The following is a 24309-nucleotide window of genomic DNA, read 5'->3' as shown; positions in this document are numbered from 1 at the left end:
ACACCGTCAGGAGACTCTCGATGCGCAGAATGCGCTCTACGGCCGCGCTCGTGGCCGCCGCCGTGGTGGCCGGTGGCCTCGCTCTGGCGAGCCCGGCGTCCGCCGACCCCGCACCCGCCGGGACGTTCCGCCAGCTCGTCGGCGTGGGCTCCGACACCACGCAGGACGTGCTCAACGCCCTCGCCGGTGACGCCCCCGGCTACGCCGGCTCCGCCATCAAGTCGGCGGGCGGCGCGGGCATCGCCTCGTACGACGCGGTCGAGCCCGGCACCGGATCCACCACCTCCAAGATCCAGACCCGCACGGGCGGCCCGTCCTTCCTGCGGCCCAACGGCTCCGGCAAGGGCCGTCTCGCGCTGAGCATGTCGCTGACCGGCGACAAGTTCCCCGACAGCAACGGTGCCGCCATCAAGGGCCAGGTCGACTTCGCCCGCTCCTCCGGCGGCCCGAGCACCTCCGGCAGCGCGCTCACCTACATCCCCTTCGCCCGGGACGCCGTCGGTGTCGCGGTGCGCGGCTCGGCCCTGGACAACCTGACGGTCGACCAGCTGCACGACATCTACGCGGGCATCCTCAAGGACGTGAACGGCCAGGCCGTTCACCCGTACATACCGCAGAACGGGTCCGGCACCCGCGCCTTCTTCCTCGGCACGATCGGCCTCAACGACTCGACGATCGATCCCAAGATCCCGACCGTCCAGGAGAACCAGGCCAACGACGCCCTCACCGCCGCCGGCGCGCTCGTCCCGTTCTCCGTGGGCAGCTGGATCGCCCAGATCAACGGGGTCGCCCCGGACCACAGCAAGACCGCTGCCGCCGCCGGCGCCCACCTCGCCTCGGTGCAGCTGCCCGGCGACAAGGGCGTCACCAACCCGGTGACGACCGTCAACGGCCGGCTCGAGCCGGTCCGCGGCTACTACGAGAACGCCACCTTCGGCCGGGACGTCTACAACGTCGTTCCCAGCCGGGCGATCGACCCCACCAGCATCTTCTTCGACAAGGACCTCTACGACGTCTTTGTCACCGACAGCGGCCACACCGCCCAGATGGCCACCGACAACTCCCAGAAGGTCATCGCCGACTTCGGCTTCATGAACGAGTCGTACAACGGCTCGATCAACCCGGCCAAGCACGCCAAGTTCGGCGGTCTGGAGCAGTCGGGCATCGACCTCGCGGCGCCCGCCGCGCCGGCCCTCAAGGCCACCCCCGACACCGGGAAGCTCGCGCTGACCTGGACCGCACCGGCCGCCCCCGGCCTGCCGGTCACCGACTACCGCGTCACGCTGACCCGCGCGGACGGCTCCGTCGCGGCGGCCAAGGACGTCCCGGCCACGACCACGTCGTACACGTTCAGCGGTCTGGCCAACGGCAAGTACACCGCCACGGTCGCCGCCGCCAACCTCAACGGCACCGGCGCCCCCGCCACCTGGACCGGTGACGTCAGCCTCAAGGCCGCGAGCACCACGAAGGCGACCGCCACGACGACCGCGTACGGCAAGGCGCCGAAGGTCGCCGTCACCGTCACCGGCTCGAACGGGACCGTCCCCAGCGGCAAGGTGACGGTGAAGGAGGGCTCCACCACCCTCGGTACCGGCACCCTCAGCTCCTCCGGCAAGGTCACCGTCGGCCTGTCCAACCACCTCAAGGTCGCGACCCACAAGCTGACCGTCTCCTACGGCGGCGACAGCAAGCTCAACGCGTCCTCGGCGACGGTCTCGCTGAAGATCACCAAGGCGGCGCCGTCGGTCGCCGTCACCCGGCCCTCCTCGGTCAGCCACACCGCCCGCGCCAAGGTCACCGCGAAGGTCACCGCGACCGGCACCACGCCGACCGGCACCGTGCGCGTCTACGAGGGCTCCAAGGTGATCGCCACCGGCACGCTGAAGTCCGGCAAGGTGACCATCACCCTGCCGAAGCTGAGCCGCGGCAAGCACACCCTGCGCGCGTACTACGCGGGCTCCTCGACGGTGAACGCGAAGAACAGCGCGAACTTCACCATCAAGTCCACCTGACCCCGCTGCCGGGGAGGCCGCCGCGACGGCGGCCTCCCCGGCAGTACGTGAAACCCCACGACCCATGAAGGAGGCGGGCCGCCGTGACGGTCGCCGTACAGACCACGCCCGCACCGGCCCTGCTCCGGACCCGCGTCCGGAGCGTCCCGGCCGTCCGCCACATCGCCCGGGGCGCCCTGCTCAGCCTCGCCGCCCTGCTGCTCGGCATCACCGTCCAGCTGCTGTTCCTCAGCGGCGTCCAGGAACGGGCCGCCCAGCACACGGCGTACGACGAACTGCGCAACGCACTCGCCCTGGGCACCGCCCCGGTCTCCCAGACCGACCAGCAGGGCAGGCTGCTGGCGCCCGGTACGCCGGTCGCCCTGATCGACATCCCCTCCCTGCGCGTGCGTCAGGTGGTCCTCGAAGGGACCGACTCCGGCGTCATGACCGACGGCCCCGGCCACCGCCGCGACACCCCGATGCCCGGGCAGGCCGGCACCAGCGTGCTGATGGGTCGGGCGGCCGCCTACGGCGGCCCGTTCGAACGACTGGCCGACCTCGCCGAGGGCGACAGGTTCACGGTGACGACCGGCCAGGGCGCGGCGAAGTACCAGGTCGTCGGCGTACGGCGGGCCGGAGACCCGGCGCCCGCCCCGTTGGCCTCCGGCCAGGGCCGTCTGGTGCTGGCCACGGCCACCGGCCCGAGCTACATGCCGGGCGGCATCCTGCGCGTCGACGCGGACCTGGTGTCCGCGCCCTTCGAGACCCCGGCGGCCGTGATCAGGCCCGGCACGCTGCCGGAGTCCGAGCAGCCGCTGGCCCGCCCCGCCGGGGTGCCGTGGCCGCTGGTGATGTGGCTCCAGGCCCTGCTGGTCGCGGCCGTCGCCGCGGTATGGACCTGGCACCGCTGGGGCCGCCACCAGACGTGGATCGTCTTCGCCCCGGTGGTCGCCGTGCTGGGCCTCCAGGTCGCCACCCGGACCACCGAACTGCTGCCCAACCTGATGTGACCGCTTACCGAGCCCAGCCGCGAACCGAGGTACCCGCCGTGACCGATGCCACCGACTCCCTGACCGACACGGTCGTCCTGCCCCCCGTCACCACCGTGACCTCCGTCCCCGCCGCCCCGGGCGGGCCGATGACCGCACCCGCGACGCTCGAAGCCCGCGCGGTGTCGGCCTGGTTCGGCAGCCACCAGGTGCTGAGCCGGGTGTCATTGACGATGCCCGCCGGCCAGGTCACCGCCCTGATCGGCCCCTCCGGCTGCGGCAAGTCGACGTTCCTGCGCACCCTCAACCGCATGCACGAACTGATCCCGGCGGCGGCCTTCGCGGGCGAGGTGCTCTTCGAGGGCGAGGACATCTACGCCCCCGAGCGGCGCCTGACCGACGCCCGGCGCCGCATCGGCATGGTCTTCCAGAAGCCCAACCCCTTCCCCGCCATGTCGATCTACGACAACGTGGTGGCGGGTCTGCGCCTGACGGGCACGCGCGCGAGCAGTCGGACGAAGGACGAACTGGTCGAGGAGTCCCTCACCCGCGCCGGCCTGTGGAAGGAGGTCAAGGACCGCCTCCGCCAGCCCGGCGGTGCGCTGTCCGGCGGTCAGCAGCAGCGCCTGTGCATCGCCCGCGCGCTGGCGGTACGCCCCCGGGTGCTGCTCATGGACGAACCGTGCTCGGCGCTCGACCCCACCTCCACCCGCCGGGTCGAGGAGACGATCCAGGAACTCGCCGGCCAGGTGACGGTCGTGATCGTCACCCACAACATGCAGCAGGCGGCCCGCGTCTCCCACCAGTGCGCCTTCTTCCTCGCCGAACAGGGCACCCCCGGCGGCATCGTCGAGCACGGCCCGACCGACGACGTCTTCGGCAAGCCGAAGGACCAGAGGACGGCGGACTACGTGGCGGGCCGGTTCGGCTGACGGGTCGCCCACGGGAAGCGGGCGGCCGTGCCGGAGGGCCGGACGATGGCCCGCGTGCTGGTACGACCTATGCGTCCGGGCAGCGGGCGTTCAAGGGGCTGCCAGCGTGGGTCGTTGCGCGCGTGGCGCCTCGGCGCTGAGGTTGTGCGGATGAAGACCCTGCTCGAGATCGTCCTGAAGCCCTTCATCGGTGGTCTGCTCGTGGTGGGTTTCGCCCTGGTGGCGGAAGCCGTCCAGCCCAAGCGGCTGGCCGGGATCTTCGCCGCCGCCCCCTCGGTGGCGCTGGGAGGGCTGATCCTGACGGTGGTGTTCAAGGGCGACGTCGACGCGGCGACGGCGGCTCGGGGCATGGTGGCCGGAGCGCTGGCGTTCACCGCCTACTGTCTCGTCGATGTTCCGGCGCTCGCCCGGTTCGGAGCCATGCGCGGGTCCGCGGCGGCCCTTGTCGTGTGGTTCGCGACAGCGGCCGCCATCGCCTTCGCGGTGGCTCCGTGAGGCGATCGGCGAGGCCCGGGGACGGGAGCGGACAAGGCGCCGAGGACACCGACCGGATGCGGGTGGACCTGCGGGCGGCCGCGCGCACGCCGCGCAAGGATCTGCTCCTCCGGTTCGGCTTCGGCGCGGGCGTGTCACTCCTGGCGGCCGTCGTGTCACGGCTCTTCGGGTCGTTCGTCGGCGGCGTCTTCCTCGCCTTTCCCGCGATCCTGCTGGCCAGCCTGACCCTGGTGGCCGAGGAGGAAGGGCTCATGAGCGCCCGCGACGACGCGCGTGGCGCCGCCCTGGGCACCCTGGGGCTCGTGGCGTTCGCCGTCGTCGCCGCGGCTCTCCTCGGTCACCACTCGGCGTGGCTCGCGCTCGGGGCCGCCACGGCGGCATGGCTCGTGGTCTCACTCGGCGCCTACGGGATCGCGCGAGCGACAGGGGTCGGCGGCGACGAACGTTCCCCTGCGGACGGGTGAGGCCCCGCGCGGGTTCGGTCATGGAGCCTGCGGCCACCGGAGGAGAAGAGGTGGCCATGGTGAAGGAAGAAGGAGAACACCGGGGAGTCGCCAGACGCCGCGGTCGAGGCGGTCCGCGGCCGCACGCTCGTCCGGAAACGCTTGAGCCTCGTCGCCTACAGTCGGAATTGTGGTACTGGGTGAGGGAACGTACGGATTCGGATCGCCGATCGGCCGGCTGCTGATCAGGACCAGCCGCGCGGGGTTCGGGCGGAAAGCGGGGCACGACCTCACGCTCGAAGCCACCCGGTGGACCGGGGAGGCGGTGGTCGTCACGGGTGATCCCGGGAAGTCGTCGGTGACCGTGACGGTCGAGACGGGTTCGTTGACGGTCCGGGAGGGGACGGGAGGGCTCAAGCCCCTCACCGACGCCGACAGGACGGAGATCAAACACCTGCTGAAGGGCGAGGGCCTGCTGCACACCGCACAGCACCCCGTCATCGTCTTCCGCTCCACGAGCGTCACGGGAACGCCGGAGTCCTTCGAGATCACGGGGGACCTCACGATCAAGGGCCGGAGCCACCCGGTGACCGTGCACGGGGGCGGCGACGGGGACGGATTGGTGTGCGGCTGGGCTACCGTCACCCAGTCCACCTGGGGAATCAAGCCGTACAGCGCGTTCCTGGGCGCGCTGAGACTGGCCGACGACGTCCGGATCGAGTACGCGGTGACCGGGCTCGAACCGCTGCCCGGTCCCGGGCGGAGCCCCGAGCGGTCATAACGGGCGACGAGCCCTCTCTCAGCGTCAAACGCGCGTGCTCTCGGAGTCAAACGCGCGCGCTCTCGGCGTAACCGGCCTACATGTGCCTGCCGTGGGCGACCGAGACGATGAACAGGACCACGATGCACAGCACGATGGCGGCGAAGACGGGCCAGCAGCGTCCCCCATCCCCGTCCTCGCCGGGCCGCCCGCCCGTTCCCGCGGCGGCCAATGCCGGGGAGGAGGCCACATGGCGCCAGCCGTGGCAGGCCGCGCAGGGCCGGGACGGGAAGGGGACCCGGACGTTCCGGCTGCTCAGCCCCGCGGTGGGGAAGGTGGCCCGGACGCCGGGCGAGGTGGGCGTCAGCCCGTGCAGGTAGATGGCGGTGCGCTGATGATCGAGGATCGCCGAGCGGTCGTCGTCGGGGTGGGCCAGTGCGGTCACGACCTGGGCCGTGGCCAGGGCGACGAGCTGGATGTCCACCCGGGCACCGCGGGCCGCCTGGGTGTCGGCGGTCCCCTGCCGGAAGGCCACCGCGCACTCGTAACAGGGGGTCCGCCTGCCGGGGAGCACCCACAGGATCTCGCCGACCTCGGCGTCACGGATCCTGGGGTCCACCCAGACCGCCGGATACACCGCGGGTCTGCCCACCGCCAGGGCCACGCGGTTGACATGGCGCTGGCACACGGCGGAGTCGGTCGCCGCCACCACCACGTCCGCGCCGCCCACCAGCGACCACTGCTCGTCCGCGGGCAACGCGAGGAAGTCCGCGTGATGGCCGGTGGCGTCGCAGGAGGGGAAGTCGCGACGGATCTTCGCAGCCAGTGCCAGGGCCTTCGGCTGTCCCAGGGCGGGAGCACCGAGTGGGTGGCGAATCAGGTTCTCCACCGCGAGCGTGTCGGGGTCGACCAGCCGGAGCGGGCTGAATCCGATCCGGGCGAGTTCCTCGGCGAGGAATCCGCCGACCGCTCCCGCGCCGACGATCAGCGCCGCTCCCGTACGCCGGTGGTGACGCGCCCAGACGCGGTCCTCGGGCGGAGCAGTCAATCGAAGGTCCAGCGAGCCACGCGAACCGGGCCCGGCCCGGTCTGCTCGACGCGGTCGGAACTCTCCTCCGGTTTCAGCTCCCCGGTGTCGGCATCGAGGAACCACTGACGCTCACTGGCGCGTTCCTGCTCCTCCGTCAGTTCGGCCTTCTGCAGGGTCTCCGGTGCTGTACCCACGAGAATCCCTCCCGCCTGGTCTCTTGAGTTTCCTGCATCGCCCTTTCCACGCTACGCGCCGGTATGGGCGCCGCATCCCGGGAGCGGACCGACCGGCAACCTACGGCGGGGCGGCGTTCCTTGCGGGCGGGCGGATCCCCGTGAGGGCGCTCACTGCGCGAACCGCCGCCGGGCCGGACATCGATGCGGGCGCCCGAAGGCCCAGCGTCTCCCGACACGTGTCGGCGCGGCCCGGGCGGTGTGCTCGCCCGGGCCTTGCGGGCCGGCTCGCCCGGCCCCTCACGGGTTGCGGGGCGGGGCGGTTCCGGTGCTGGAGGAGGGAGTGGAGGAGGTGGAGGACGCGGTGGTGGTGGGAGAGGCCGCGGACTCCTCGGGCCGCAGCACGCACAGGGCCCAGATGATGAACCCGGAGAACGCGATCACCACGACCGCCCAGACCGGGTAGTACGGCAGGGACAGGAAGTTGGCGAGGATGATCAGCCCGGCGATCGCCACACCGGCCACGCGCGCCCACATCGCCGTCTGGAACAGCCCGATGCTGATGATCACGGCGAGCACCCCGAGGACGAGGTGGATCCAGCCCCAGCCTGTGAGGTCGTACTGGAAGACGTAGTTCCGCGTGGTGACGAAGACGTCGTCCTGGGCGATGCCCATGATTCCGCGGAAGATGTCGAGCACTCCGGCGATCATCAGCATGACGGCCGCGAAGGCCGTCAGGCCGGTGGCCCATGCCTGCTTCGCCGGGTGCGGCCGTGCGGTGTGGGTCGCGGTCATCTTCTCCCTCGTTTCGTCTCGCCCGGCAGGTTCATCGACGGCCGGGAGTGGAGCTGACGGAGCTGTCGGGGCTCTCGGGGGTGGAGGTCACGGAGGTGGCGCGGCCCTCGGGGGCGCCGCCGGCCAGGATCATCGCCTTGGCGCGGGCGAACTCCTCGTCGGTGATGTCTCCACGGGCACGCAGGTCGGACAGCCGGGCGAGTTCGTCGACCTTGGACCCGCCGCCGCCGGCCGCGGTCTGCCGGATGTAGGCGTTGAACGCCTCCTGCTGCTCCCGCGCCTGCGCGATCTCCCGGCGGCCCATGCTCCTGCCGCGGGCGATGACGTAGACGAGGACGCCGAGGAACGGCAGCACGATGCAGAACACCAGCCACCCGGCCTTGGCCCAGCCGTTCAGGCCGTCGTCACGGAAGATGTCGAGGATGACCCGGAAGAGCAGGACGAACCACATGATCCACAGGAAGAACCACAGCATCGTCCAGAAGGCGCTCAGCAGCGGGTAGTCGTACGCGAGGTTCATCTGCGTGCTCATTTCTCTTCTCCGTCCGGGCCTGTGCCCGGATGCGCTGTCTGCCCTCTGTCAGCGTGCGCACGGCAAGGCCCGGGCGCCTCACCCGAAGCGGGTGACCGTGCGGCGCCGCCGCGGTCCCGCGCCCGCGCGGCCCCGGGGTTCGGGGGCTCAGGACGTCGCGGGGCGTACGCCGCCGGATCCCGCGGACTCGGCGGGGCCCGTGGCGGAGGCGAGGACGGCCAGGAGGATCAGGACGGCGAGGACGACGCACAGGACGAGTGCGACGACCGCGACCGTGGGGTGGTTCCAGAGCACCAGGGCGAGCGCGCCGGCCGCGATGACGACGCCGGTGGTCCACTTCCGGTGGGCGTCCAGCCAGTGTCCGGCCGTACCGGTGTGCACTCCGGCGCGGCCGAGCGCCTCGCCCGCGGCGGTGGTGCTCCGCCCGGCCAGCGTCCGCACCCCGCGAGCCGCGCGTCCCGGGCCGTACAGGTAGGCGGCCAGCGCCGTGATCACGGCGACGACCAGGAGGGTGCGCGCGCTGTCGCGGAGGAACCTCACCAGGGTGTCGTAGATGACCGCGGCGGCGTCGGGGGGCAGCGTCGTCGGCGGGACGGAGCCGAGGTAGACCCGGCGGGCCACGGCCAGGGCGATGAGCAGGACGATCATCATCACGCCCACGCCGATGGCCGTGACCTGCAACATCAGCCGGTGCGACGGAGCCGTCCACACGGTCAGCGCGGCGAACACGATGGTCACGACGGGCAGCCAGACGCCGACGATGTCGAGCAGCCGCATGGCGTCCTGGGCCTTGCTGAGCTTCTCGGTCCTGAACAGGGTGATCGAACGGTCGGGGGCGGGTATGACCGAGGCCTTCCGGAAGCCGGCGCTCTCCAGCTCGTGCTTGACCTGGTCGACGACGACCCCGATGTCCAGTTGCACGGTGTCGCCCTGGGCCCGTACGGCGCCCTTCTGGTTTCCGGTGAGGACGTTCATCAGAGCCGTCTGCGCCCGCCGGTTGGCGGTCACCCAGACCTCTTCGAAGACGTCGCTGGTGATGACGCGCTTGACGACGCGGTGCACCACGTCGGTGACGGCGCCGCGCAGCGGGCCGGTCAGCACGGTGGAGTTGTCGACGACGCGCGGCGGGGCCCCGGACTTCCTGAGGGCGTCGGTGAGCGCCGCGGTCACCGCGTTCAGGTCGATGTTGTCCACGACGCGTTTGGTCAGCCGGTCGGTCACGGCGTTCTGCACCGCCGGTTCGTGGGCCAGGGGCGTGACGGTCTGGACGTAGCGGTCGGTGTCGCCGACCGTGTCGTGCACCCAGGCGGCGACCACGGCCAAGGGGGCGAACACCAGGGTCACCACCAGCAGGACCGTGGCGCCCGCCCGGCGCAGCCTCCGGTGCTTGACCGCGGCGGCCCGGCGGAGACGTTCGTAGTCGGCGTACTCCGCGGGGGTCAGGGAGCGCCGGGGCTCCCCGGCGCCGCCCGGGGCCGGCGGGACGGGGGCGTCGGCGGGGGCCATGGATCCTCCTTGGTCGTCGCGTGCGGGGCGGCGCGCCATAGGGCGTGAACCGCCCGGACGGGGGCCGGACCGGCCGAGGGCAGGACGGCCGGCGTGCGGCCCCGGACCGGCACCGCGGTCGTCGTACGAGGGGCTCAGACCGTCGCCGCGGGCCCCGACGGGGTCCCCGTGGCGGCCCTGTGCAGTGCCGACCGCCAGGCGAAGGCGACGCCCAGTTCGACCAGGCCGAGCAGCACGAGCCACAGGCCGAGCAGCCGGGTCAGCACCAGGGCCGACTGCGTGGGCAGCGCCAGCACCACGATGCCCGCGACGATGCCGAGCGCCGCCGCGCCGAGGAGGACGCCGCGGTGGGGCAGGCTCCGGAAGGCGAGCGCCGTGTAGGCGGTGAGCATGCCGGACAGCAGCCAGACGATCCCGACGATCAGAGAGAGCGCGGCGATCGTCTGCAACGGGTGCCTCAGGCACAGCACCCCGGCGAGGACGAACAGCACCGCGACCAGCAGCCGCGGCAGGCGCTCGCCGTGCTCCTCCCGGGAGAACGCGGCGACGAACCGGAACGCGCCGGTCACGAGCAGGTACAGCCCGATCACGATCGCCAGGACGTGCAGGGTCTCGTTCGGCCAGGCGAGCACGATGATCCCCGGCACCAGCGTCGCCAGCGCCGAGCCCAGGAGCCAGGACCACGAACTGCCGAGGCCCGCCAGCATGTCGCTGGGATCGCCGTCCGGGTGGGGGCCCGTCCCGCCGGGCCTGTGCTCCGCTCCGGCATGCGATGCCGAACCACGCGACACGGTCATGGCTCCTCCTCGCGGGGATCGGTTGCAGGTCGCTGCCGGACCGCCGACGGGACGGTGTGTGGGGACCCGTACGCCAGCGTCCCGCGGGGCGGAGTCCCACGGGTCACCCGTGGGGGGTGATCCGTCCCCCGCGCCGCCGCGTTGATCTGGATGCGGACCTGCGCGCGCGTTTCCCGGACAGCGGAACCGGAGGGACACGAGATGAGCGACTCGGCAGCTCCTCGCAACCCGGACACCGCGGGGAGGCGCCCGCCGCGGCGGGACCGGGAGCAGCGTGTGCCCAGGTCGGCGGCCGTCATGGTGCTCGCTCGCTCGGTGCTCGTCACGGCCGGTCTGGTGACGGCGTACTACCTGCTGCCCCTGGACGGCCGGGCCTCGGCCACGACGGCGGTCCTGCTCGGGCTGGGGCTGGCCGGTGTCGCCCTGTTCTTCGCGTGGGAGGTGTGGGCCATCGCCCGCTCGCCCTACCCCCGGCTGAAGGCCGTGGAGGCGCTGGCGATCACGCTTCCGCTCTTCCTGCTGCTGTTCGCCGGCGCCTACTACCTCCTGGACCACTCCGACCCGAGCTCCTTCACCGAGCCGCTGACCAGGACGGACGCCCTGTACTTCGCGCTGGCCACGTTCACCACCGTCGGGTACGGCGACATCACGGCGCAATCGCAGACGGGGCGGGTGCTGGCCATGCTCCAGATGACCGGCGGGCTGCTGCTCGTGGGTGGCGCGGCGCGCGTGCTGACGGGTGCCATCCAGGCGGGTCTGCGCCAGCAGCACCGTGACCGGCCGCCCGGGTAGCTCACTCCGGGACGCGGCGCATCTCCAGGACCCGCAGGCCCAGTGACTGGCAGCGGGCCAGCAGCCCGTACAGGTGCGCCTCGTCCACGACGGGTCCGTACAGGACGGTCTGACCGGACATCACCACGTGGTCCAGCTCCGGGAATGCCTTGGTCAGCGTCTCCGACATGTGCCCGTCGACGCGGATCTCGTAGCGCATCAGCCGCTCCCACGGTGGCCTGGGGGCGTACCACGCCCCCAGTCCGAGGGTCCGTCCGGCCGGGCCGCCGGACCTCACCCGGCGCAGGTGATACGGCAGGTGAGTGTGTCCCGGTTCAGTGGGTGAGGACGACCTTGAACGCGAGGATCAGCAGTCCGATCACCAGGTTGACCGCCGCCATGCCCGCGACCAGGCCCCAGGAGGCGCCGGCCCGGCGCGCCGCGGCCGCCGACCAGCCCACCTGGCCGGCCACGGCCACGGCGAGCGCCAGCCACAGCCCGCCCGACAGGTCCAGGCCGAACAGCGGGCTGACGGCCAGCGCGAGAGCCGGCGGCAGGGCCGCCTCGGCGATCGGCCACTCGTCGCGGCACACGTGCAGGACGGTGCCGCGGTCCAGGTGGCGCTGGGCCAGGCGGGCGCCGAACAGCTGGGCGTGCACGTGCCCGAGCCAGAACACCACACCGGTGAGCAGCAGCAACAGCGCCAGTTGCAGGCGCGGGAAGGATTCCGGTACGCCGGCGCCGACCACCACGGAGGCGGCGAGCATGGACCCGTACACCCCGCCGGTGCAGTCGGAGTGGGCCCGTCGCGGGCGGTTCACAGCAGGCGCAGTTCGCGGGCCCGGTGCACCGCTTCGTTGCGCCGGTTGACGCCGAGCTTGCGGTACACGCTCTTGAGGTGGGTCTTGACGGTGTTGACCGACACGAACAGGTCCGCGGCGATCTCCTCGGTCGTCATCATCAGCGCGAGCCGCTGGAGCACGTCCCGCTCGCGGCCGCTGAGCTGGTCGACGACCAGGGCGGCCGGGCGGCCCGTTCCCGGATCGGTCCCGGACGGGGGACCCGGGCGGGCAGGCGGCCGGGGGAACGCGTCCGTGTCCAGCAGTCGGCGCAGCCACGGTCCGGCCTCGTGGAAGGGGCGCCGCAGCCGCTCGTTGCGGGCCTCCAGCAGCGCGCGGGTCGCCAGCCGCCGCGCGGTGGCGTGGTCGCCCTGCCGGCCGGTGGCCTCGGCCCGCACGAGCAGGGCCCGGACCGTGACGGCGGGGCCGCTGCGCGGCCCGGCGGGAAGGGCGTCGAGCAGGTCCAGGGCGGTGCCCGGGTCACCCGCGGCGAGGTGGGCGCGGGCGGCCGCCACCGTGCAGGCGGCCTCGGTGCCCACGGCGTCCTCCAGCACCTTCACGGCCAGCTCGGGGCGGCCCTCGGCGAGGTGGGCGGCGGAGACGACGAGCGCGGTGTGGGCTTCGGCCCAGGGCGAGGCCACGGCGGCGGGGACGGCCGACTCGGCGGTCTCCAGGGCGGCCCCGGCCTCTCCGCGGGCCAGTTGGAGCCGTGCCCGCGCGATGACCAGGCCGGCGGCCGCCACGGGATCCCACGGCACCGGCTGCGAGGCCGTCGCCCGGTCCAGCAGGGCTTGGGCCTCCCCCAGTTCGTCACGGTCTACGGCCACCGCGGCCAGCACCAGGCGGCCGAGTCCGGAGCCGGTCGGCTCGGCCAGGCTGAACCGTTCCGCGTCGGCGAGCGCCGCCAGGACCTTGCGTTCCGCGCGCGTGGGCCAGCCGGTCAGGTAGTCGATGAGCGCGAGCTGGCTCAGGGACTCTTCCCGGGGCAGCGCGGTGGCCCCGTCGGAGCCGGCCGCCGCGGCGGACAGCGCGGCCCTGGCGTCCTCGAAGCGTCCCGCCCACAGGCGGGCGGCACCCAGGTGGGTCTGCAGCAGGGCGGCGAGTTCGGGGTGCTTGTCCAGGAGTTCGGCGGGGAGGTCCTGTTGCAGGTCCCGCGCCGTCCGGGCGGCGTGTTCGGCCCGGCCCGGGGCGCCGGTCAGCCGGGCGGCGAGGGTGTCCAGGAGGGCGAAGCTGAGCCGGGCCGCCGCCATGTCGGCACCGGTGCGGGCCAGTTCCCGGCGGGCGTGCTCCAGGTGCGGGCGGGCGTGGCCGAGGTCGCCGTCGGACAGCTCGCGCGCCGCGCGGACGAGGTCGGCCTCGGGGCCGGCGGTCTCGGGGGTCATCCGCGAGAACAGCGTGCCCAGGTCCCCGGAGCGCAGGCCGGTGAACAACTCCCCGATCGCGAGGTCGTCCACCAGGGCGCGGGCGGTGAACCGCCAGTCGCCGGCCGCGGCGCCGTGGGCGAGCGTCTCGGGCAGCGGTCCGCTGTGCCGCAGCCATGCGGCGGCCCTGCGGTGCAGTTCGGTCTCCAGGCTGGGGAACCGCACCCGCAGGTGCGCCGCGAGGATCTCCGCGAAGAGCGGGTGGAGGCGGTACCAGGAGTGGCCGAGGTGCTCCACGAACGCGTTCGCCCGGTGCAGCTCGGCCAGGATGGGTTCGGCGTCCCGGCGACCGGCGAGCGCGTTGGCCAGGTCGGGGCAGAACCGGTCCAGGACGCTGACCCGCAGCAGCAGGTCCTGGGTCGGGGCCGGCTGTCTCTTGAGCACCTCGGCCAGCAGGAAGTCCGCGATCGTGCTCTGTCCGGCCTCGAACTCCTTGAGGTAGGTCTCCGGGTCGCTGCTCTGCCGCGCGGCCAGGGCGCACAGCCGCAGGCCCGCCGCCCAGCCCCGGGTGCGCTCGACGAGCGCGCGGACCGCGTCGCCGCCGAGCCGCAGCCCGTGCAGTTCCAGCAGACTCCCCGCCTCGTCCGGGGTGAAGGCCAGTTCCGCGCCCCTGATCTCGGTCAGGGTGCCGTCCGCGCGGTAGCGGTGCAGGGGCAGCGTCGGTTCGGTGCGGGTGACGAGGACCAGGTGCATGCCCTGTCCGGCGTGGTGCAGGACGAAGCCGAGCTGATCGGCGATATCCGGTGCGGTCACCCGGTCGTACTCGTCGAGGACGACGACCACGGGCCGGTCGCGGCCGTTCAGCCGCGCGGCGAGCCGGGCGAGCAGGCCGTGGTCCACCGCGCCGGCCTCGGCCGGGCAGCCGACGTCGCGGATCTCGTGCGCCCCGCAGGCGCGCAGAGCCTCCAGCAGGTAGGCCCAGAAGACGCCGGGTGCCTGGTCGGTGGCGTCCGCGGTGAGCCAGGCCACCGGCCGTTCCAGGTGGGCGGCCCAGTCGGCGACCAGCAGCGTCTTGCCCGCACCCGCGCCGCCGTTGACCATGGTCAGCGGTGTGGCCAGTGCCTGGTCCAGGTGATCGAGCAGGCGCTGCCGGCGCAGGAACGTGGCCGGCGGTACCGGCACGGCGAACCGGGTGCGCAGGAACGGGTCCCCCAGAGGATCAAGGCCCGCGGCCGTCGGCCCGGAACTGTTGTCGCCGCATTCGGACACCGCGCTCACCACCACCGGTCATGTCATGGGCAGCGCTTCTCCCGCTCAGGATCTCAGTGATCGCCCGTACGCGCGCGTCGCGAGGGGGCACGGCGGCCCGACGGCGTACGGCAGGCCCTTGGAACGCGCGCCGTGCAACCTTGTCGCAACCTCCGTGCTGCTTGTCTGGGTCCGGCTTCTTCCTCCGGAGCGGCGAAGGACGGCGACGATGTACGAGGAGATCCCGCGTGTGGAGTTCACCCCCGCGGCGGCCGGCCTGGTCCGGCGGCTGAGCGAGGCGCACGGGCCCCTGATGTTCCACCAGTCGGGCGGCTGCTGCGACGGAAGCGCGCCGATGTGCTACACGGACGGCGAGTTCCGTACCGGGGGCTCGGACGTGCTGCTCGCGGAGCTGGAGGTCGAGGGGGTGGACCGGCCCGTGCCGTTCTGGATGTCGCGCAGCCAGTACGAGGTGTGGAAGCACACCCGGCTCATCGTCGACGTGGTGCCCGGACGGGGCAGCGGTTTCTCCCTGGAGGCACCCGAGGGAGTGCGTTTCCTCATCCGCTCCCGTGTCATCGAGGGCTGAGCCCCGCACCGGACATCACGTCCCGGAACGCGGGGCGCGGTTCCGGAACGACGGCAGAATCACACGTTCGGAGGACACGTCTACCGCACGGCCTGACCCTCCGCTACGCCACACTTGCGGCCGTTAGCCGCGAAGTGGGCGTGGCGGAGGAGGACGACGATGGCCATTTCCATCTCTGTGGTGCTGCTGCTCCTGCTCCTGGCGGTGATCTTCGTGCGCAACTGCGCGCTGAAGTTCTCGCACGCCCTGGTCTGTGTCCTGCTCGGCTTCTTCCTGGCGGGTACGAGCATGGCGCCCACCATTCACGAGGGGCTGATGGCCACGGCGCAGATCGTCGGCAGCCTGCACCCCTGACGCCCGGCGGGACGTCAGGGCGCTTCGAGGCCGACCAGCCGGGCCAGCGCCTCGCGGTGGGCGCCCGCGGTGCCGTACGCGATCGAGTCCGCCTTGGCCCGCTTCAGGTACAGGTGGACCGGATGCTCCCAGGTCATGCCGATGCCGCCGTGCAGTTGCAGCGCCTCCTCGGCCGCGTGGACGGCGACGGGCGCCGCGTAGGCCTGGGCGACGGCGACCGCCACGTCGGTGTCCTCCTCCCTGGCGAGCGCGTCGGCCGCGGACCGGGCGGCGGCGCGGAGTCCGGCGACCTCCAGCCACAGCTGGGCGAGCCGGTGCTTGAGCGCCTGGAAGCCGCCGACCGGCCGGTTGAACTGCGTGCGCTCCTTCAGGTAGCGCACGGTCTCGGTCAACGTCCAGTCGGCGAGGCCGAGTTGTTCGGAGGCGAGCAGTCCGGCGCCGGCCCGCAGCGCCCGGTGCACGGCCGGCCCGGCGTCGCCCAGCCGGCGGCCCCGTACGGCGTCGAAGGAGATGGTCGCGAGCGGCCGGGTCAGGTCCAGCGACACCTGCGGGGTGATGGTGACGTCGTCCGCGTCGACCGCGTGGAGCGCGCCGTCCTCCGCGGGCACGAGCAGCACATCGGCGATCGCCGCGTCCGCGATGCCCGTCAGCTCTCCGTGCAGCAGCCCGGATTCCAGTCGTACGGCCCTGAAGGCGCCCGGCGCGGTGTGCAGTCCGACCGCGAGGGCGCCGATCGCACGACCGGACGCCAGGCGGGACAGCAGCCCGGCGCAGTCGTCGCCGGCGCAGGCCAGCAGCGCCTCGGTGGCGACCACGGCGCTGGTGAGGTACGGGACAGGGGCCACCGCGCGGCCCAACTCCTCCAGAACGACCGCCGCTTCTCGGTGCGTGGCGCCCTGACCGCCGTGTTCCTCGGGCACCAGCAGACCGGCCAGGCCCATGCCGTCGGCGAGCGTCTTCCACAGTGCCCGGTCGTGCGGGGCGTCCGTCTCGGCGCGCGCGATCACGTCCGCCGGGGCGCAGTGGTCGGTGAGCAGGTCCCGGACGGCGGCGCGCAGCGCCTCTTCCTCCTCCGAGTACAGCAGGTCGGGTTCGGCGCTCGTGATGCTCATCGGGCTCAACGCGCTCATCGGGCGAGGTCCTTCCAGGCGACGTCCTTGTCGGTGCGCGGCTCGGCGGGCAGTCCGAGGACGCGCTCGGCGACGATGTTCAGCAGGACCTCGCTGGTCCCGCCCTCGATGCTGTTGCCCTTGGCGCGCAGATAGCGGTAGCCGGCGTCGCGGCCGGTGAAGTCGACCAGTTCGGGACGGCGCATGCTCCAGTCGTCGCGCAACAGCCCCTCCCCACCGCGGAGTTCGACCTCCAGACCGCTGATCTCCTGGTTGAGGCGGGCGAAGGCGAGCTTCATGCCGGAGCCCTCGGGGCCGGGCTGGCCCGCGGCCAGTTGCTGGCGCAGCCGCTCGCCGGTCAGGCGGGCGACCTCGGCCTCCACCCACAGTTTCAGCAGCCGCTGGTGCAGGTCGTGGGTGCGCAGTTCCGGGCGCTCGCGCCAGGTCCTCGCGACCGGGCCGATCATGCCGCCCTCGCGGGGCAGCCGCATACCGCCGATGGACACGCGCTCGTTCATGAGCGTGGTCCGGGCGACCCGCCAGCCGTCGCCGACGTCGCCGAGACGGTGGGAGTCGGGGATGCGCACGCCCGTCAGGAAGACCTCGTTGAACTCGGCCTCTCCGGTGATCTGGCGCAGCGGCCGCACCTCGACACCGGGGTCGGTCATGTCGCAGAGGAAGTAGGTGATGCCCTGGTGCTTGGGCAGGTCGGGGTCGGTGCGGGCGATGAGGATGGCCCAGCGGGCGAGGTGGGCGCTGGAGGTCCACACCTTCTGGCCGCCGACCACCCACGTGTCACCGTCGCGGACCGCCCGGGTGCCGAGGGCGGCCAGGTCGGATCCGGCGCCCGGTTCGCTGAACAGCTGGCACCAGACCTCCTCCCCGGTCCACAGCGGCCTGAGGAAGCGCCGCTTCTGCTCCTCGGTGCCGTGGCGCAGGAGGGTCGGCGCGGCCATGCCGAGGCCGATGCCGATGCGGCGCGGGTCGTTGTCCGGGGCGCCCGCCGCCGCCAACTCGGCGTCCACGACGGTCTGGAGAGAACGGGCGGCGCCGAGGCCACCGAGGCCTCGCGGGTAGTGCACCCAGGCGAGCCCGGCGTCGAAACGGGCCCGGAGGAAGTCGAGCGTGCCGGTGGTGGCCGGCGGGTGCGCGGCCAGCAACTCGCCAGTGCGGCGGCGCAGTTCCTCGGCGTCGGTCATGCGGCGGCTCCGTTCTCCAGGCCGGGCACCACGGCGACGCGGCCGGTGGTGGCTCCGTCGGCGACCCGCTGGACGGCGTCCGCGGCCCCGGCCAGCGGCACCCGTTCACTCACCAGCGGCTTGATCGCGCCCCGGGCGGCCAGGTCGGTGAGCTGCTCGTGGCAGTGCCGGACCAGCTCGGGGTTCTTGGTGTTGTACAGGCCCCAGTGCAGGCCCACGATCGAGTAGTTCTTGACGAGTGCGTGGTTGAGCGCGGGGCTGGGGATGGTCCCGCCGGCGAAGCCGACGACCAGGATCCGGCCCTCGAAGGCGACGGCCTTGGCGGACTGGGCGTAGGCCGTGCCGCCGACCGGGTCGTAGACCACGTCCGCGCCCCGGCCACCGGTGGCCTCCTTCACGGCGGCGACGACGTCCTCAGTGTGCCGGTCGATCACCACGTCGCAGCCCAGCCCACGGGCCACGGCGGCCTTCCCGGCACCGCCGGCGACACCGATGACCCGGGCGCCGGCCGCCTTGCCGAGCTGCACGGCCGCGCTGCCGACGCCTCCGGCGGCGGCGTGGACGAGCAGGGTCTCGCCGGCCTCCAGGCGCGCCCGGCGGTGCAGGCCGAACCAGCCCGTCTGGTAGCCGATGTGCAGGGCGGCCGCCTCGGCGTCGTCCAGCGCGTCGGGGGCGGGCAGTACGGCGTCGGCGACGGCGTACTCGGCGAAACCGCCGTACGGCAGCTCCGGGTTGGCGATCACCCGGCGGCCGTCCTCCGTCTCGCCGCAGATCTCCACGCCCGGGGTGAAGGGCAGCGGCGGCCTGACCTGGTACTGGCCGCGGCACAGCAGCGCGTCCGGGAAGTTGATGGTGGCGGCACGCACCTTGAGCAGGATCCGGCCCTCGCCCGGGACGGGCGGCTCGGTCTCCTCCAGGCGCATCACCTTGCCCGGCTCGCCGTTGTCGTGCACTCGCCATGCCTGCATGCGCCGCCTCCAGGGGACCGCGTCGTCGCGTCGTCTGACCGGGTCGATTGCATACTAAGCAGTCGCTTGCCCCTCGGGGAACACCCGCGGTCAGCCGTCCTCGCCACCGCGGGCCGGTCGCGCCCGTACGTGCATGCGCTCGCCCTGCGGCCCGAACAGGCTCAGGAACTCCACCGGACCCTCCCCCGTCGACCCGAACCAGTGCGGCACGCGCGTGTCGAACTCCGCCGCCTCACCGGCCGTGAGCACCACGTCGTGCCCGCCGAGCACCAGCCGCAGCCTGCCGGACAGCACGTACAGCCACTCGTAGCCCTCGTGCGTCCGCGGGTCCGGTTCGAGCCTGCGCCTCGGTTCCAGCACCTTGAACGCCTGCAGGCCGCCCGGCTGCCGGGTCAGCGGCCAGTGGGTGCGGCCGCCGCGCACGATCGGCTCGGCCCGTACCCGCGGGTCGCGCACCGGAGGGGCTCCGACCAGTTCGTCCAGCGGCATCCGATGGGCCTGGGCGATCGGCAGCAGCAGCTCCAGACTGGGCTTGCGCAGGCCCGACTCCAGGCGCGACAGGGTGCTGACGGAGATCCCGGTCGCCTCCGCGAGGGCGGAGAGGGTGACCTCCCGTTCCTTGCGTATCCGGCGCAGCCGGGGGCCCACGTCGGCCAGAACGTCCTCGATGCTCATGTCTCGATAGTGCTGCCTTGGTTGCGGAACCGGCAAATGTGTTTGTCAATCCGGCACCGGACGGACGACCTTCTCCGTGGAGGTGGTCACCATGACCGAGAAGAGCGGGAAGACCGAGCCGGCCGAGCAGGTTGTGCAGGCTGTGCAGGCCGAGAAGTACGAGGCCGTCGTCGTGGGAGGCGGCGCGGCGGGCCTGTCCGCCGCGCTGGTCCTCGGCCGGGCCAGGCGGCGCACGCTGGTCGTCGACGCGGGCGAGCCGCGCAACGCTCCGTCCGCGCACATGCAGGGCTTCCTGTCCCGGGACGGCATGTCCCCGGAGCGGTTCCTCGCCGCCGGCCGCGAGGAGATCGAGCGGTACGGGGTCGAACTGGTCCGGGACCGGGCGGTGGAGGCCGTCCGGGACGCCGGGGGTGAGTTCGACGTGACGCTGGCCGGAGGGCGCACGGTCCACGCCCGGCAGATGGTCGTCGCCACCGGCCTGAAGGACGAGCTCCCGGCGGTCCCGGGCCTCGCCGAACGCTTCGGCCGCGACGTCCTGCACTGCCCGTACTGCCACGGCTGGGAGGTGCGCGACCAGGCCTTCGGCGTGCTCGCCACGACCCCGCTGAGCGTCCACCAGGCGCTGATGGTGACCCAGTGGTCCAAGGACGTGACGCTCTTCCTGCACGAGGTCGGCGAGAACGAGCTGAACGACGACGACCTGCGCAGGCTGGCCGCGGCCGGTGTCCGCGTGGTGCCCGGCGAGGTGGCCGGGATCGTCGTCGAGGCGGACCGGCTGACCGGGGTCCGCCTCGACGACGGCTCGACGCACGCCCGCGAGGCTCTGTTCGTCGCACCGCGCGCGCTGCCGCGGACCGACCTGCTCCAGCAACTGGGCGCCGAACTGCGCGAGACGCCGTTCGGCGCCTTCCCGGTGATCGACGAACGGGGCCTGACGACCGTCCCCGGCCTGTGGTCGGCCGGAAACGCGAGCGGTTTCGCCGAGCAAGTGATCAACGCCGCCAGCCGCGGCTACCGCGCCGGCGCGGCAATCAACGGCGAACTGCTGTTCACCGACCTCGACGCAGCGGTGACGGCGGGGGGCGCGGCCCTGGTGTAGGGCATCAGAAGGACACCAGTACGGCACCACCCCTGTACCGGCAGCGCCCGGTTCAGGCCCACGTCCACGTGCGGGACCACGCTCGCTTACAGGCCGCGCACGCGAGCGGCACGGCGACGCCCGTGTGCGGGGTGGCGTCCGGGTGTACGGCGGCGTCCCGCGTTGCACCATGGCTGCATGTTGCTCGCGCGGTTGGCTCAGGTTTCGCGGGAGGTTGCCGCTGCCTCGGCGCGGTCTCGGAAGATCGTTCTGCTTGCGGAGTTGTTCCGGGAGGCGGGGGCGGAGGATGTGCCGGTCGTCATTCCGTATCTGGCGGGCCGGCTGCCGCAGGGGCGGCTGGGGGTGGGCTGGAAGGTGCTCGGCCGCCGGGTCGCCCCGGCCGCCGAGGCGTCTCTCACCGTGCGCGAGGTGGACGCCCGGCTGAGCGAGCTCGGCAAGGTGTCCGGGCCCGGGTCGCAGGCGGAACGCGCCCGGATCGTCGGTGAGTTGATGGGCGCGGCGACCGAGGACGAGCAGCGGTTCCTGCGGGGGCTGCTCACCGGGGAGGTCCGGCAGGGGGCGCTGGACGCCATCGCCGTCGAGGCGCTGGCCGGGGCGACGGGCGCGCCCCCGGCGGACGTGCGGCGGGCGGTGATGCTGGCCGGATCACTGCAGACGGTGGCCCAGGCACTGCTCGCGGACGGCCCGCCGGCGCTGGAGCGCTTCCGGCTCACCGTCGGCCGCCCGGTCCTGCCGATGCTGGCGCACAGCGCGTCCTCCGTGGCCGAGGCGGTCGAACGGCTCGGCGCGTGCGCCGTCGAGGAGAAACTCGACGGCATCCGGGTCCAGGTCCACCGGGACGGCGACACCGTACGGGTGCACACCCGCACCCTGGACGACATCACCGACCGGCTTCCGGAACTGACGGCGGCCGCACGGGAGTTGAACGGCGTACGGTTCATCCTGGACGGCGAAGTCATCTCCTTCGGGGCGGACGGGCGGCCGCGCTCGTTCCAGGAGACCGCCGGACGCGTGGGCTCGCGTGTCGACGTGGCCACGGCCGCCGAGGCGGTCCCCGTCTCCCCCGTCTTCTTCGACGCGCTGTCGGTCGGCGACCGCGACCTGCTCGACCTGCCGCTGACCGAGCGCCACGCCGAGCTGGCCCGTCTGGTGCCGGAGCCGATGCGGGTCAGGCGCACCCTGGTGTCCGGACCGGACGACGTGGGCGAGGCCGAACGGTTCCTGGCCGAGACGCTGCGGCGCGGCCACGAGGGTGTGGTCGTCAAGGCCCTCGACGCCGCCTACAGCGCGGGCCGGCGAGGCGCGGCCTGGCTCAAGGTGAAGCCCGTGCACACCCTGGACCTGGTGGTCCTGGCCGCCGAGTGGGGCCACGGCCGCCGCACCGGCAAACTGTCCAACCTGCACCTGGGCGCACGCACCGCCGACGGCGGCTTCGCGATGCTCGGCAAGACGTTCAAGGGCATGACGGACGCGATGCTGGCCTGGCAGACCGAGCGACTGCGCCGGCTCGCCGTCGAGGACGACGGCTGGGTGGTGACCGTGCGCCCCGAACTCGTCGTCGAGATCGCCTACGACGGCCTGCAACGGTCCACCCGCTACCCGGCGGGCGTGACCCTCCGCTTCGCCCGGGTCGTGCGCTACCGCGAGGACAAGCGGCCCGAGGACGCCGACAGCGTCGCGACGCTGCTGGCCGCGCACCCGGAGATCGCGCCATGAGCGCCCGGCGGGGCCGGCGCAGTGCCGGTCTGCTGTTGTACCGGCGCTCCGGCGACGGCCTGGAGGTGCTTCTCGGACACATGGGCGGCCCCTTCTTCGCCCGGCGGGAGGCGGGGGCGTGGACGGTGCCGAAGGGCGAGTACGACCCGGAGGAACCCGCATGGGAGGCGGCCCGCCGCGAGTTCCGGGAGGAGCTGGGGCTGCCGCCGCCGGGCGGGGAGGCCGTACCGCTGGGCGAGGTCCGGCAGACGAACGGCAAGACCGTCACCGCCTGGGCGATCGAGGGCGACCTCGACCCGGCGGCGATCGTCCCCGGCACCTTCACCATGGAGTGGCCGCCGCGGTCCGGACGCACCCAGGAGTTCCCGGAGCTCGACCGGGTGGCCTGGCTCGGTCTGGACCGGGCCCGCGAGGTGATCGTCACGGCCCAGACCGCGTTTCTCGACCGCCTGGCCGAGCACTCGCTCTGACGAGGACCCCACGCGTTGCGATCGGCACCGCGGCGCGGGAAGGTCGAAGCACAGCCCGTCATAGGGGAGGTCAGCCATGTCCATCGCCACGGTGAACCCGGCCAACGGCGAGACGCTCAAGACGTACGAGGCCATGGGCGAGGAGGAGATCGAGCGCCGGCTCCAGCTCGCGCAGGCCACGTTCCGTACGTACCGGACGACGGCCTGCGCCGAGCGGGCCCGGCTGATGAACAGGGCCGCCGCCCTCCTCGACGAGGACCAGGAGGAGATCGCCCGTGTCATGACCACGGAGATGGGCAAGCCGGTCAAGCAGGCCCGCGCGGAGGCCGCGAAGTGCGCCAAGGCGATGCGCTGGTACGCCGAGCACGCCGAGGAACTCCTCGCCGACGAGCGGCCCGCCGAGTCGGACGTGAAGGACTCCGGGGCCTCCCGCGCCCTGGTCCGCTACCGGCCGCTCGGACCGGTGCTGGCCGTCATGCCCTGGAACTTCCCGCTGTGGCAGGTGATCCGCTTCGCCGCGCCCGCCCTGATGGCCGGCAACGTCGGCCTGCTCAAGCACGCCTCCAACGTGCCGCAGACGGCCCTGTACCTGGAGGACCTGTTCCACCGGGCGGGCTTCGCCGAGGGCTGTTTCCAGACCCTGCTCATCGGCTCCGGAGCGGTCGACGACATCCTGCGCGACGAGCGCGTGAAGGCGGCCACCCTGACCGGCAGCGAACCGGCCGGGCGGGCGGTGGCGTCCACCGCCGGGGAGATGATCAAGAAGACGGTGCTGGAGCTGGGCGGCAGCGACCCGTTCATCGTGATGCCGTCGGCCGACATCGACCGGGCCGCCGGGGTCGCGGTGACCGCGCGGGTGCAGAACAACGGCCAGTCCTGCATCGCGGCCAAGCGGTTCATCGTGCACACGGACGTCCACGACGCCTTCGCCGAGCGCTTCGTGGCCGGTATGAGGGCGCTGCGGATCGGCGAACCGTTGCAGGAGGACACCGACGTCGGGCCGCTGTCCAGCGAGCGGGGCCGGGCGGACCTGGAGGAGCTCGTCGACGACGCCCGGCGCGGCGGGGCCCATGTGCTGTGCGGTGGCGAACGGCCCGACCGGCCCGGCTGGTACTACCCGCCCACCGTGCTGTCCGGCATCACCCGCGAGATGCGCATCCACCGCGAGGAGGCGTTCGGTCCGGTGGCCACGCTGTACCGGGCGACCGACCTCGACGAGGCGGTACTCATCGCCAACGACTCGCCCTTCGGTCTGAGTTCCAACGTCTGGACCGAGGACGAGACCGAGGTGGAACGGTTCGTACGGGACCTGGAGGCGGGCGGGGTGTACATCAACGGGATGACCGCCTCGCACCCGGCGTTCCCGTTCGGCGGTGTGAAGCGGTCGGGGTACGGACGTGAGCTGTCCGGGCACGGAATCCGCGAGTTCTGCAACATCACCACCGTGTGGCACGGGGCATGAGGC

At 72.9% G+C, this 24309-nt stretch carries 26 protein-coding genes; 13 read left to right on the top strand and 13 right to left on the bottom strand.

The genetic code is table 11. The features are described 5' to 3' along the window. The first annotated feature begins 20 nt into the window (after positions 1 to 20). From TNCT6_RS27645 to TNCT6_RS27615, 6 genes are all read left to right on the top strand, one after another. The gene (locus TNCT6_RS27645) at positions 21 to 2012 is read left to right on the top strand and encodes an Ig-like domain repeat protein (RefSeq protein WP_141363256.1); all 1992 of its coding nucleotides are present in this window, start codon (positions 21 to 23) and stop codon (positions 2010 to 2012) included. A gap of 83 nt (positions 2013 to 2095) precedes the next feature. Further along, positions 2096 to 3004 (top strand): sortase, encoded by a 909-nt coding sequence (locus TNCT6_RS27640; protein WP_141363254.1) that lies wholly within the window; start codon positions 2096 to 2098, stop codon positions 3002 to 3004. A 128-nt stretch (positions 3005 to 3132) separates the two neighbouring features. Continuing rightward, the gene (pstB, locus tag TNCT6_RS27630) at positions 3133 to 3915 is read left to right on the top strand and encodes a phosphate ABC transporter ATP-binding protein PstB (RefSeq protein ID WP_141366834.1); all 783 of its coding nucleotides are present in this window, start codon (positions 3133 to 3135) and stop codon (positions 3913 to 3915) included. Positions 3916 to 4065: 150 nt separating this feature from the next. Next, the gene (locus TNCT6_RS27625) at positions 4066 to 4410 is read left to right on the top strand and encodes a DUF3147 family protein (RefSeq protein WP_172633048.1); all 345 of its coding nucleotides are present in this window, start codon (positions 4066 to 4068) and stop codon (positions 4408 to 4410) included. Positions 4411 to 4466: 56 nt separating this feature from the next. Then, positions 4467 to 4874 (top strand): DUF3147 family protein, encoded by a 408-nt coding sequence (locus TNCT6_RS27620; protein ID WP_141363250.1) that lies wholly within the window; start codon positions 4467 to 4469, stop codon positions 4872 to 4874. Positions 4875 to 5043: 169 nt separating this feature from the next. Beyond that, complete coding sequence (locus TNCT6_RS27615; RefSeq protein WP_141363248.1) at positions 5044 to 5634, top strand: YceI family protein; 591 nt, start codon at positions 5044 to 5046, stop codon at positions 5632 to 5634. 76 nt (positions 5635 to 5710) lie between these two features. On the opposite strand, the gene TNCT6_RS27610 is transcribed toward TNCT6_RS27615, so the two are convergent. The 6 genes from TNCT6_RS27610 to TNCT6_RS27585 form a co-directional block, all read right to left on the bottom strand. Continuing rightward, entirely contained in the window at positions 5711 to 6661 is a 951-nt protein-coding gene (locus tag TNCT6_RS27610; protein WP_172633047.1) for a ThiF family adenylyltransferase, read from the bottom strand. Beyond that, positions 6658 to 6837 (bottom strand): hypothetical protein, encoded by a 180-nt coding sequence (locus TNCT6_RS40030; protein WP_172633046.1) that lies wholly within the window; start codon positions 6835 to 6837, stop codon positions 6658 to 6660. Before TNCT6_RS40030 ends, TNCT6_RS27610 begins: the two co-directional genes overlap by 4 nt. 279 nt (positions 6838 to 7116) lie before the next feature. Continuing rightward, a complete protein-coding gene (locus tag TNCT6_RS27600; RefSeq protein WP_253266231.1) occupies positions 7117 to 7611 on the bottom strand; it encodes a hypothetical protein in 495 nt (164 codons plus the stop codon). A 31-nt stretch (positions 7612 to 7642) separates the two neighbouring features. Then, entirely contained in the window at positions 7643 to 8143 is a 501-nt protein-coding gene (locus TNCT6_RS27595; RefSeq protein WP_141363244.1) for an SHOCT domain-containing protein, read from the bottom strand. A gap of 147 nt (positions 8144 to 8290) precedes the next feature. Next, positions 8291 to 9649: a hypothetical protein gene (locus TNCT6_RS27590; protein WP_141363242.1), complete on the bottom strand. Its 1359-nt coding sequence runs from the start codon at positions 9647 to 9649 to the stop codon at positions 8291 to 8293. Positions 9650 to 9783: 134 nt separating this feature from the next. Continuing rightward, positions 9784 to 10446 carry an HdeD family acid-resistance protein gene (locus TNCT6_RS27585; protein ID WP_141363240.1) on the bottom strand — a complete coding sequence of 221 codons (663 nt, stop codon included), beginning with the start codon at positions 10444 to 10446 and terminating at the stop codon, positions 9784 to 9786. A gap of 201 nt (positions 10447 to 10647) precedes the next feature. Between TNCT6_RS27585 and TNCT6_RS27580 the strand changes: the two genes are divergently transcribed. Then, positions 10648 to 11238 (top strand): potassium channel family protein, encoded by a 591-nt coding sequence (locus TNCT6_RS27580; protein WP_141363238.1) that lies wholly within the window; start codon positions 10648 to 10650, stop codon positions 11236 to 11238. A 1-nt stretch (position 11239) separates the two neighbouring features. Here TNCT6_RS27580 and TNCT6_RS27575 read toward each other — a convergent pair whose 3' ends face one another. The 3 genes from TNCT6_RS27575 to TNCT6_RS27565 form a co-directional block, all read right to left on the bottom strand. Continuing rightward, positions 11240 to 11437 (bottom strand): hypothetical protein, encoded by a 198-nt coding sequence (locus TNCT6_RS27575; protein WP_141363236.1) that lies wholly within the window; start codon positions 11435 to 11437, stop codon positions 11240 to 11242. 115 nt (positions 11438 to 11552) lie between these two features. Continuing rightward, positions 11553 to 11984 carry a hypothetical protein gene (locus TNCT6_RS27570; RefSeq protein WP_253266230.1) on the bottom strand — a complete coding sequence of 144 codons (432 nt, stop codon included), beginning with the start codon at positions 11982 to 11984 and terminating at the stop codon, positions 11553 to 11555. A 50-nt stretch (positions 11985 to 12034) separates the two neighbouring features. Next, positions 12035 to 14701 carry a LuxR C-terminal-related transcriptional regulator gene (locus tag TNCT6_RS27565; protein ID WP_141363231.1) on the bottom strand — a complete coding sequence of 889 codons (2667 nt, stop codon included), beginning with the start codon at positions 14699 to 14701 and terminating at the stop codon, positions 12035 to 12037. Positions 14702 to 14894: 193 nt separating this feature from the next. On the opposite strand from TNCT6_RS27565, the gene TNCT6_RS27560 reads away from it, so the two are divergent. Together TNCT6_RS27560 and TNCT6_RS27555 are read left to right on the top strand one after the other, a co-directional pair. Beyond that, positions 14895 to 15254: a DUF779 domain-containing protein gene (locus tag TNCT6_RS27560; RefSeq protein ID WP_141363229.1), complete on the top strand. Its 360-nt coding sequence runs from the start codon at positions 14895 to 14897 to the stop codon at positions 15252 to 15254. A gap of 159 nt (positions 15255 to 15413) precedes the next feature. Continuing rightward, positions 15414 to 15608, top strand: a complete 195-nt coding sequence (locus TNCT6_RS27555; RefSeq protein WP_141363227.1) for a hypothetical protein — start codon at positions 15414 to 15416, stop codon at positions 15606 to 15608. Between the two features lie 14 nt (positions 15609 to 15622). Here the strand turns inward: TNCT6_RS27555 and TNCT6_RS27550 are convergent, their stop codons facing one another. The 4 genes from TNCT6_RS27550 to TNCT6_RS27535 all read right to left on the bottom strand — a co-directional run bounded on the left by TNCT6_RS27550 (position 15623) and on the right by TNCT6_RS27535 (position 19559). Further along, on the bottom strand, positions 15623 to 16738 hold the full coding sequence (locus TNCT6_RS27550; RefSeq protein ID WP_253266229.1) for an acyl-CoA dehydrogenase family protein: 1116 nt from the start codon (positions 16736 to 16738) through the stop codon (positions 15623 to 15625). Continuing rightward, positions 16735 to 17916 (bottom strand): acyl-CoA dehydrogenase family protein, encoded by a 1182-nt coding sequence (locus TNCT6_RS27545; RefSeq protein WP_141363225.1) that lies wholly within the window; start codon positions 17914 to 17916, stop codon positions 16735 to 16737. Before TNCT6_RS27545 ends, TNCT6_RS27550 begins: the two co-directional genes overlap by 4 nt. Then, entirely contained in the window at positions 17913 to 18884 is a 972-nt protein-coding gene (locus TNCT6_RS27540) for an NADPH:quinone oxidoreductase family protein (protein ID WP_141363224.1), read from the bottom strand. Before TNCT6_RS27540 ends, TNCT6_RS27545 begins: the two co-directional genes overlap by 4 nt. A 90-nt stretch (positions 18885 to 18974) precedes the next feature. Beyond that, positions 18975 to 19559 carry a helix-turn-helix domain-containing protein gene (locus TNCT6_RS27535; RefSeq protein ID WP_141363222.1) on the bottom strand — a complete coding sequence of 195 codons (585 nt, stop codon included), beginning with the start codon at positions 19557 to 19559 and terminating at the stop codon, positions 18975 to 18977. 91 nt (positions 19560 to 19650) lie between these two features. Between TNCT6_RS27535 and TNCT6_RS27530 the strand changes: the two genes are divergently transcribed. From TNCT6_RS27530 to TNCT6_RS27515, 4 genes are all read left to right on the top strand, one after another. Then, a complete protein-coding gene (locus TNCT6_RS27530; protein WP_141363221.1) occupies positions 19651 to 20658 on the top strand; it encodes an NAD(P)/FAD-dependent oxidoreductase in 1008 nt (335 codons plus the stop codon). Positions 20659 to 20835: 177 nt separating this feature from the next. Further along, positions 20836 to 22374, top strand: a complete 1539-nt coding sequence (locus TNCT6_RS27525) for an ATP-dependent DNA ligase (RefSeq protein ID WP_141363219.1) — start codon at positions 20836 to 20838, stop codon at positions 22372 to 22374. Continuing rightward, positions 22371 to 22844 (top strand): NUDIX domain-containing protein, encoded by a 474-nt coding sequence (locus TNCT6_RS27520; RefSeq protein ID WP_141363217.1) that lies wholly within the window; start codon positions 22371 to 22373, stop codon positions 22842 to 22844. Before TNCT6_RS27525 ends, TNCT6_RS27520 begins: the two co-directional genes overlap by 4 nt. 76 nt (positions 22845 to 22920) lie before the next feature. Beyond that, complete coding sequence (locus tag TNCT6_RS27515; RefSeq protein ID WP_141363215.1) at positions 22921 to 24306, top strand: NADP-dependent succinic semialdehyde dehydrogenase; 1386 nt, start codon at positions 22921 to 22923, stop codon at positions 24304 to 24306. The last annotated feature ends 3 nt before the right edge of the window (positions 24307 to 24309 follow it).

Origin of the sequence: Streptomyces sp. 6-11-2 (assembly GCF_006540305.1) — a bacterium.
In the GTDB taxonomy this organism is placed as follows: Bacteria; Actinomycetota; Actinomycetes; order Streptomycetales; family Streptomycetaceae; genus Streptomyces.
This window is presented reverse-complemented; position numbering and strand designations above follow the sequence as displayed.

Excerpts from the sequence above, each read along its gene's own strand:
- TNCT6_RS27645 (WP_141363256.1), top strand. The coding sequence starts at position 21 with ATGCGCAGAATGCGCTCTACGGCCGCGCTCGTGGCCGCCGCCGTGGTG.
- pstB (WP_141366834.1), top strand. The coding sequence starts at position 3,133 with ATGACCGCACCCGCGACGCTCGAAGCCCGCGCGGTGTCGGCCTGGTTC.
- TNCT6_RS27625 (WP_172633048.1), top strand. The coding sequence starts at position 4,066 with ATGAAGACCCTGCTCGAGATCGTCCTGAAGCCCTTCATCGGTGGTCTG.
- TNCT6_RS27620 (WP_141363250.1), top strand. The coding sequence starts at position 4,467 with ATGCGGGTGGACCTGCGGGCGGCCGCGCGCACGCCGCGCAAGGATCTG.
- TNCT6_RS27600 (WP_253266231.1), bottom strand. The coding sequence starts at position 7,611 with ATGACCGCGACCCACACCGCACGGCCGCACCCGGCGAAGCAGGCATGG.
- TNCT6_RS27595 (WP_141363244.1), bottom strand. The coding sequence starts at position 8,143 with ATGAGCACGCAGATGAACCTCGCGTACGACTACCCGCTGCTGAGCGCC.
- TNCT6_RS27590 (WP_141363242.1), bottom strand. The coding sequence starts at position 9,649 with ATGGCCCCCGCCGACGCCCCCGTCCCGCCGGCCCCGGGCGGCGCCGGG.
- TNCT6_RS27585 (WP_141363240.1), bottom strand. The coding sequence starts at position 10,446 with ATGACCGTGTCGCGTGGTTCGGCATCGCATGCCGGAGCGGAGCACAGG.
- TNCT6_RS27580 (WP_141363238.1), top strand. The coding sequence starts at position 10,648 with ATGAGCGACTCGGCAGCTCCTCGCAACCCGGACACCGCGGGGAGGCGC.
- TNCT6_RS27575 (WP_141363236.1), bottom strand. The coding sequence starts at position 11,437 with ATGCGCTACGAGATCCGCGTCGACGGGCACATGTCGGAGACGCTGACC.
- TNCT6_RS27570 (WP_253266230.1), bottom strand. The coding sequence starts at position 11,984 with ATGCTCGCCGCCTCCGTGGTGGTCGGCGCCGGCGTACCGGAATCCTTC.
- TNCT6_RS27560 (WP_141363229.1), top strand. The coding sequence starts at position 14,895 with ATGTACGAGGAGATCCCGCGTGTGGAGTTCACCCCCGCGGCGGCCGGC.
- TNCT6_RS27555 (WP_141363227.1), top strand. The coding sequence starts at position 15,414 with ATGGCCATTTCCATCTCTGTGGTGCTGCTGCTCCTGCTCCTGGCGGTG.
- TNCT6_RS27550 (WP_253266229.1), bottom strand. The coding sequence starts at position 16,738 with ATGAGCGCGTTGAGCCCGATGAGCATCACGAGCGCCGAACCCGACCTG.
- TNCT6_RS27545 (WP_141363225.1), bottom strand. The coding sequence starts at position 17,916 with ATGACCGACGCCGAGGAACTGCGCCGCCGCACTGGCGAGTTGCTGGCC.
- TNCT6_RS27540 (WP_141363224.1), bottom strand. The coding sequence starts at position 18,884 with ATGCAGGCATGGCGAGTGCACGACAACGGCGAGCCGGGCAAGGTGATG.
- TNCT6_RS27535 (WP_141363222.1), bottom strand. The coding sequence starts at position 19,559 with ATGAGCATCGAGGACGTTCTGGCCGACGTGGGCCCCCGGCTGCGCCGG.
- TNCT6_RS27530 (WP_141363221.1), top strand. The coding sequence starts at position 19,651 with ATGACCGAGAAGAGCGGGAAGACCGAGCCGGCCGAGCAGGTTGTGCAG.
- TNCT6_RS27525 (WP_141363219.1), top strand. The coding sequence starts at position 20,836 with ATGTTGCTCGCGCGGTTGGCTCAGGTTTCGCGGGAGGTTGCCGCTGCC.
- TNCT6_RS27520 (WP_141363217.1), top strand. The coding sequence starts at position 22,371 with ATGAGCGCCCGGCGGGGCCGGCGCAGTGCCGGTCTGCTGTTGTACCGG.
- TNCT6_RS27515 (WP_141363215.1), top strand. The coding sequence starts at position 22,921 with ATGTCCATCGCCACGGTGAACCCGGCCAACGGCGAGACGCTCAAGACG.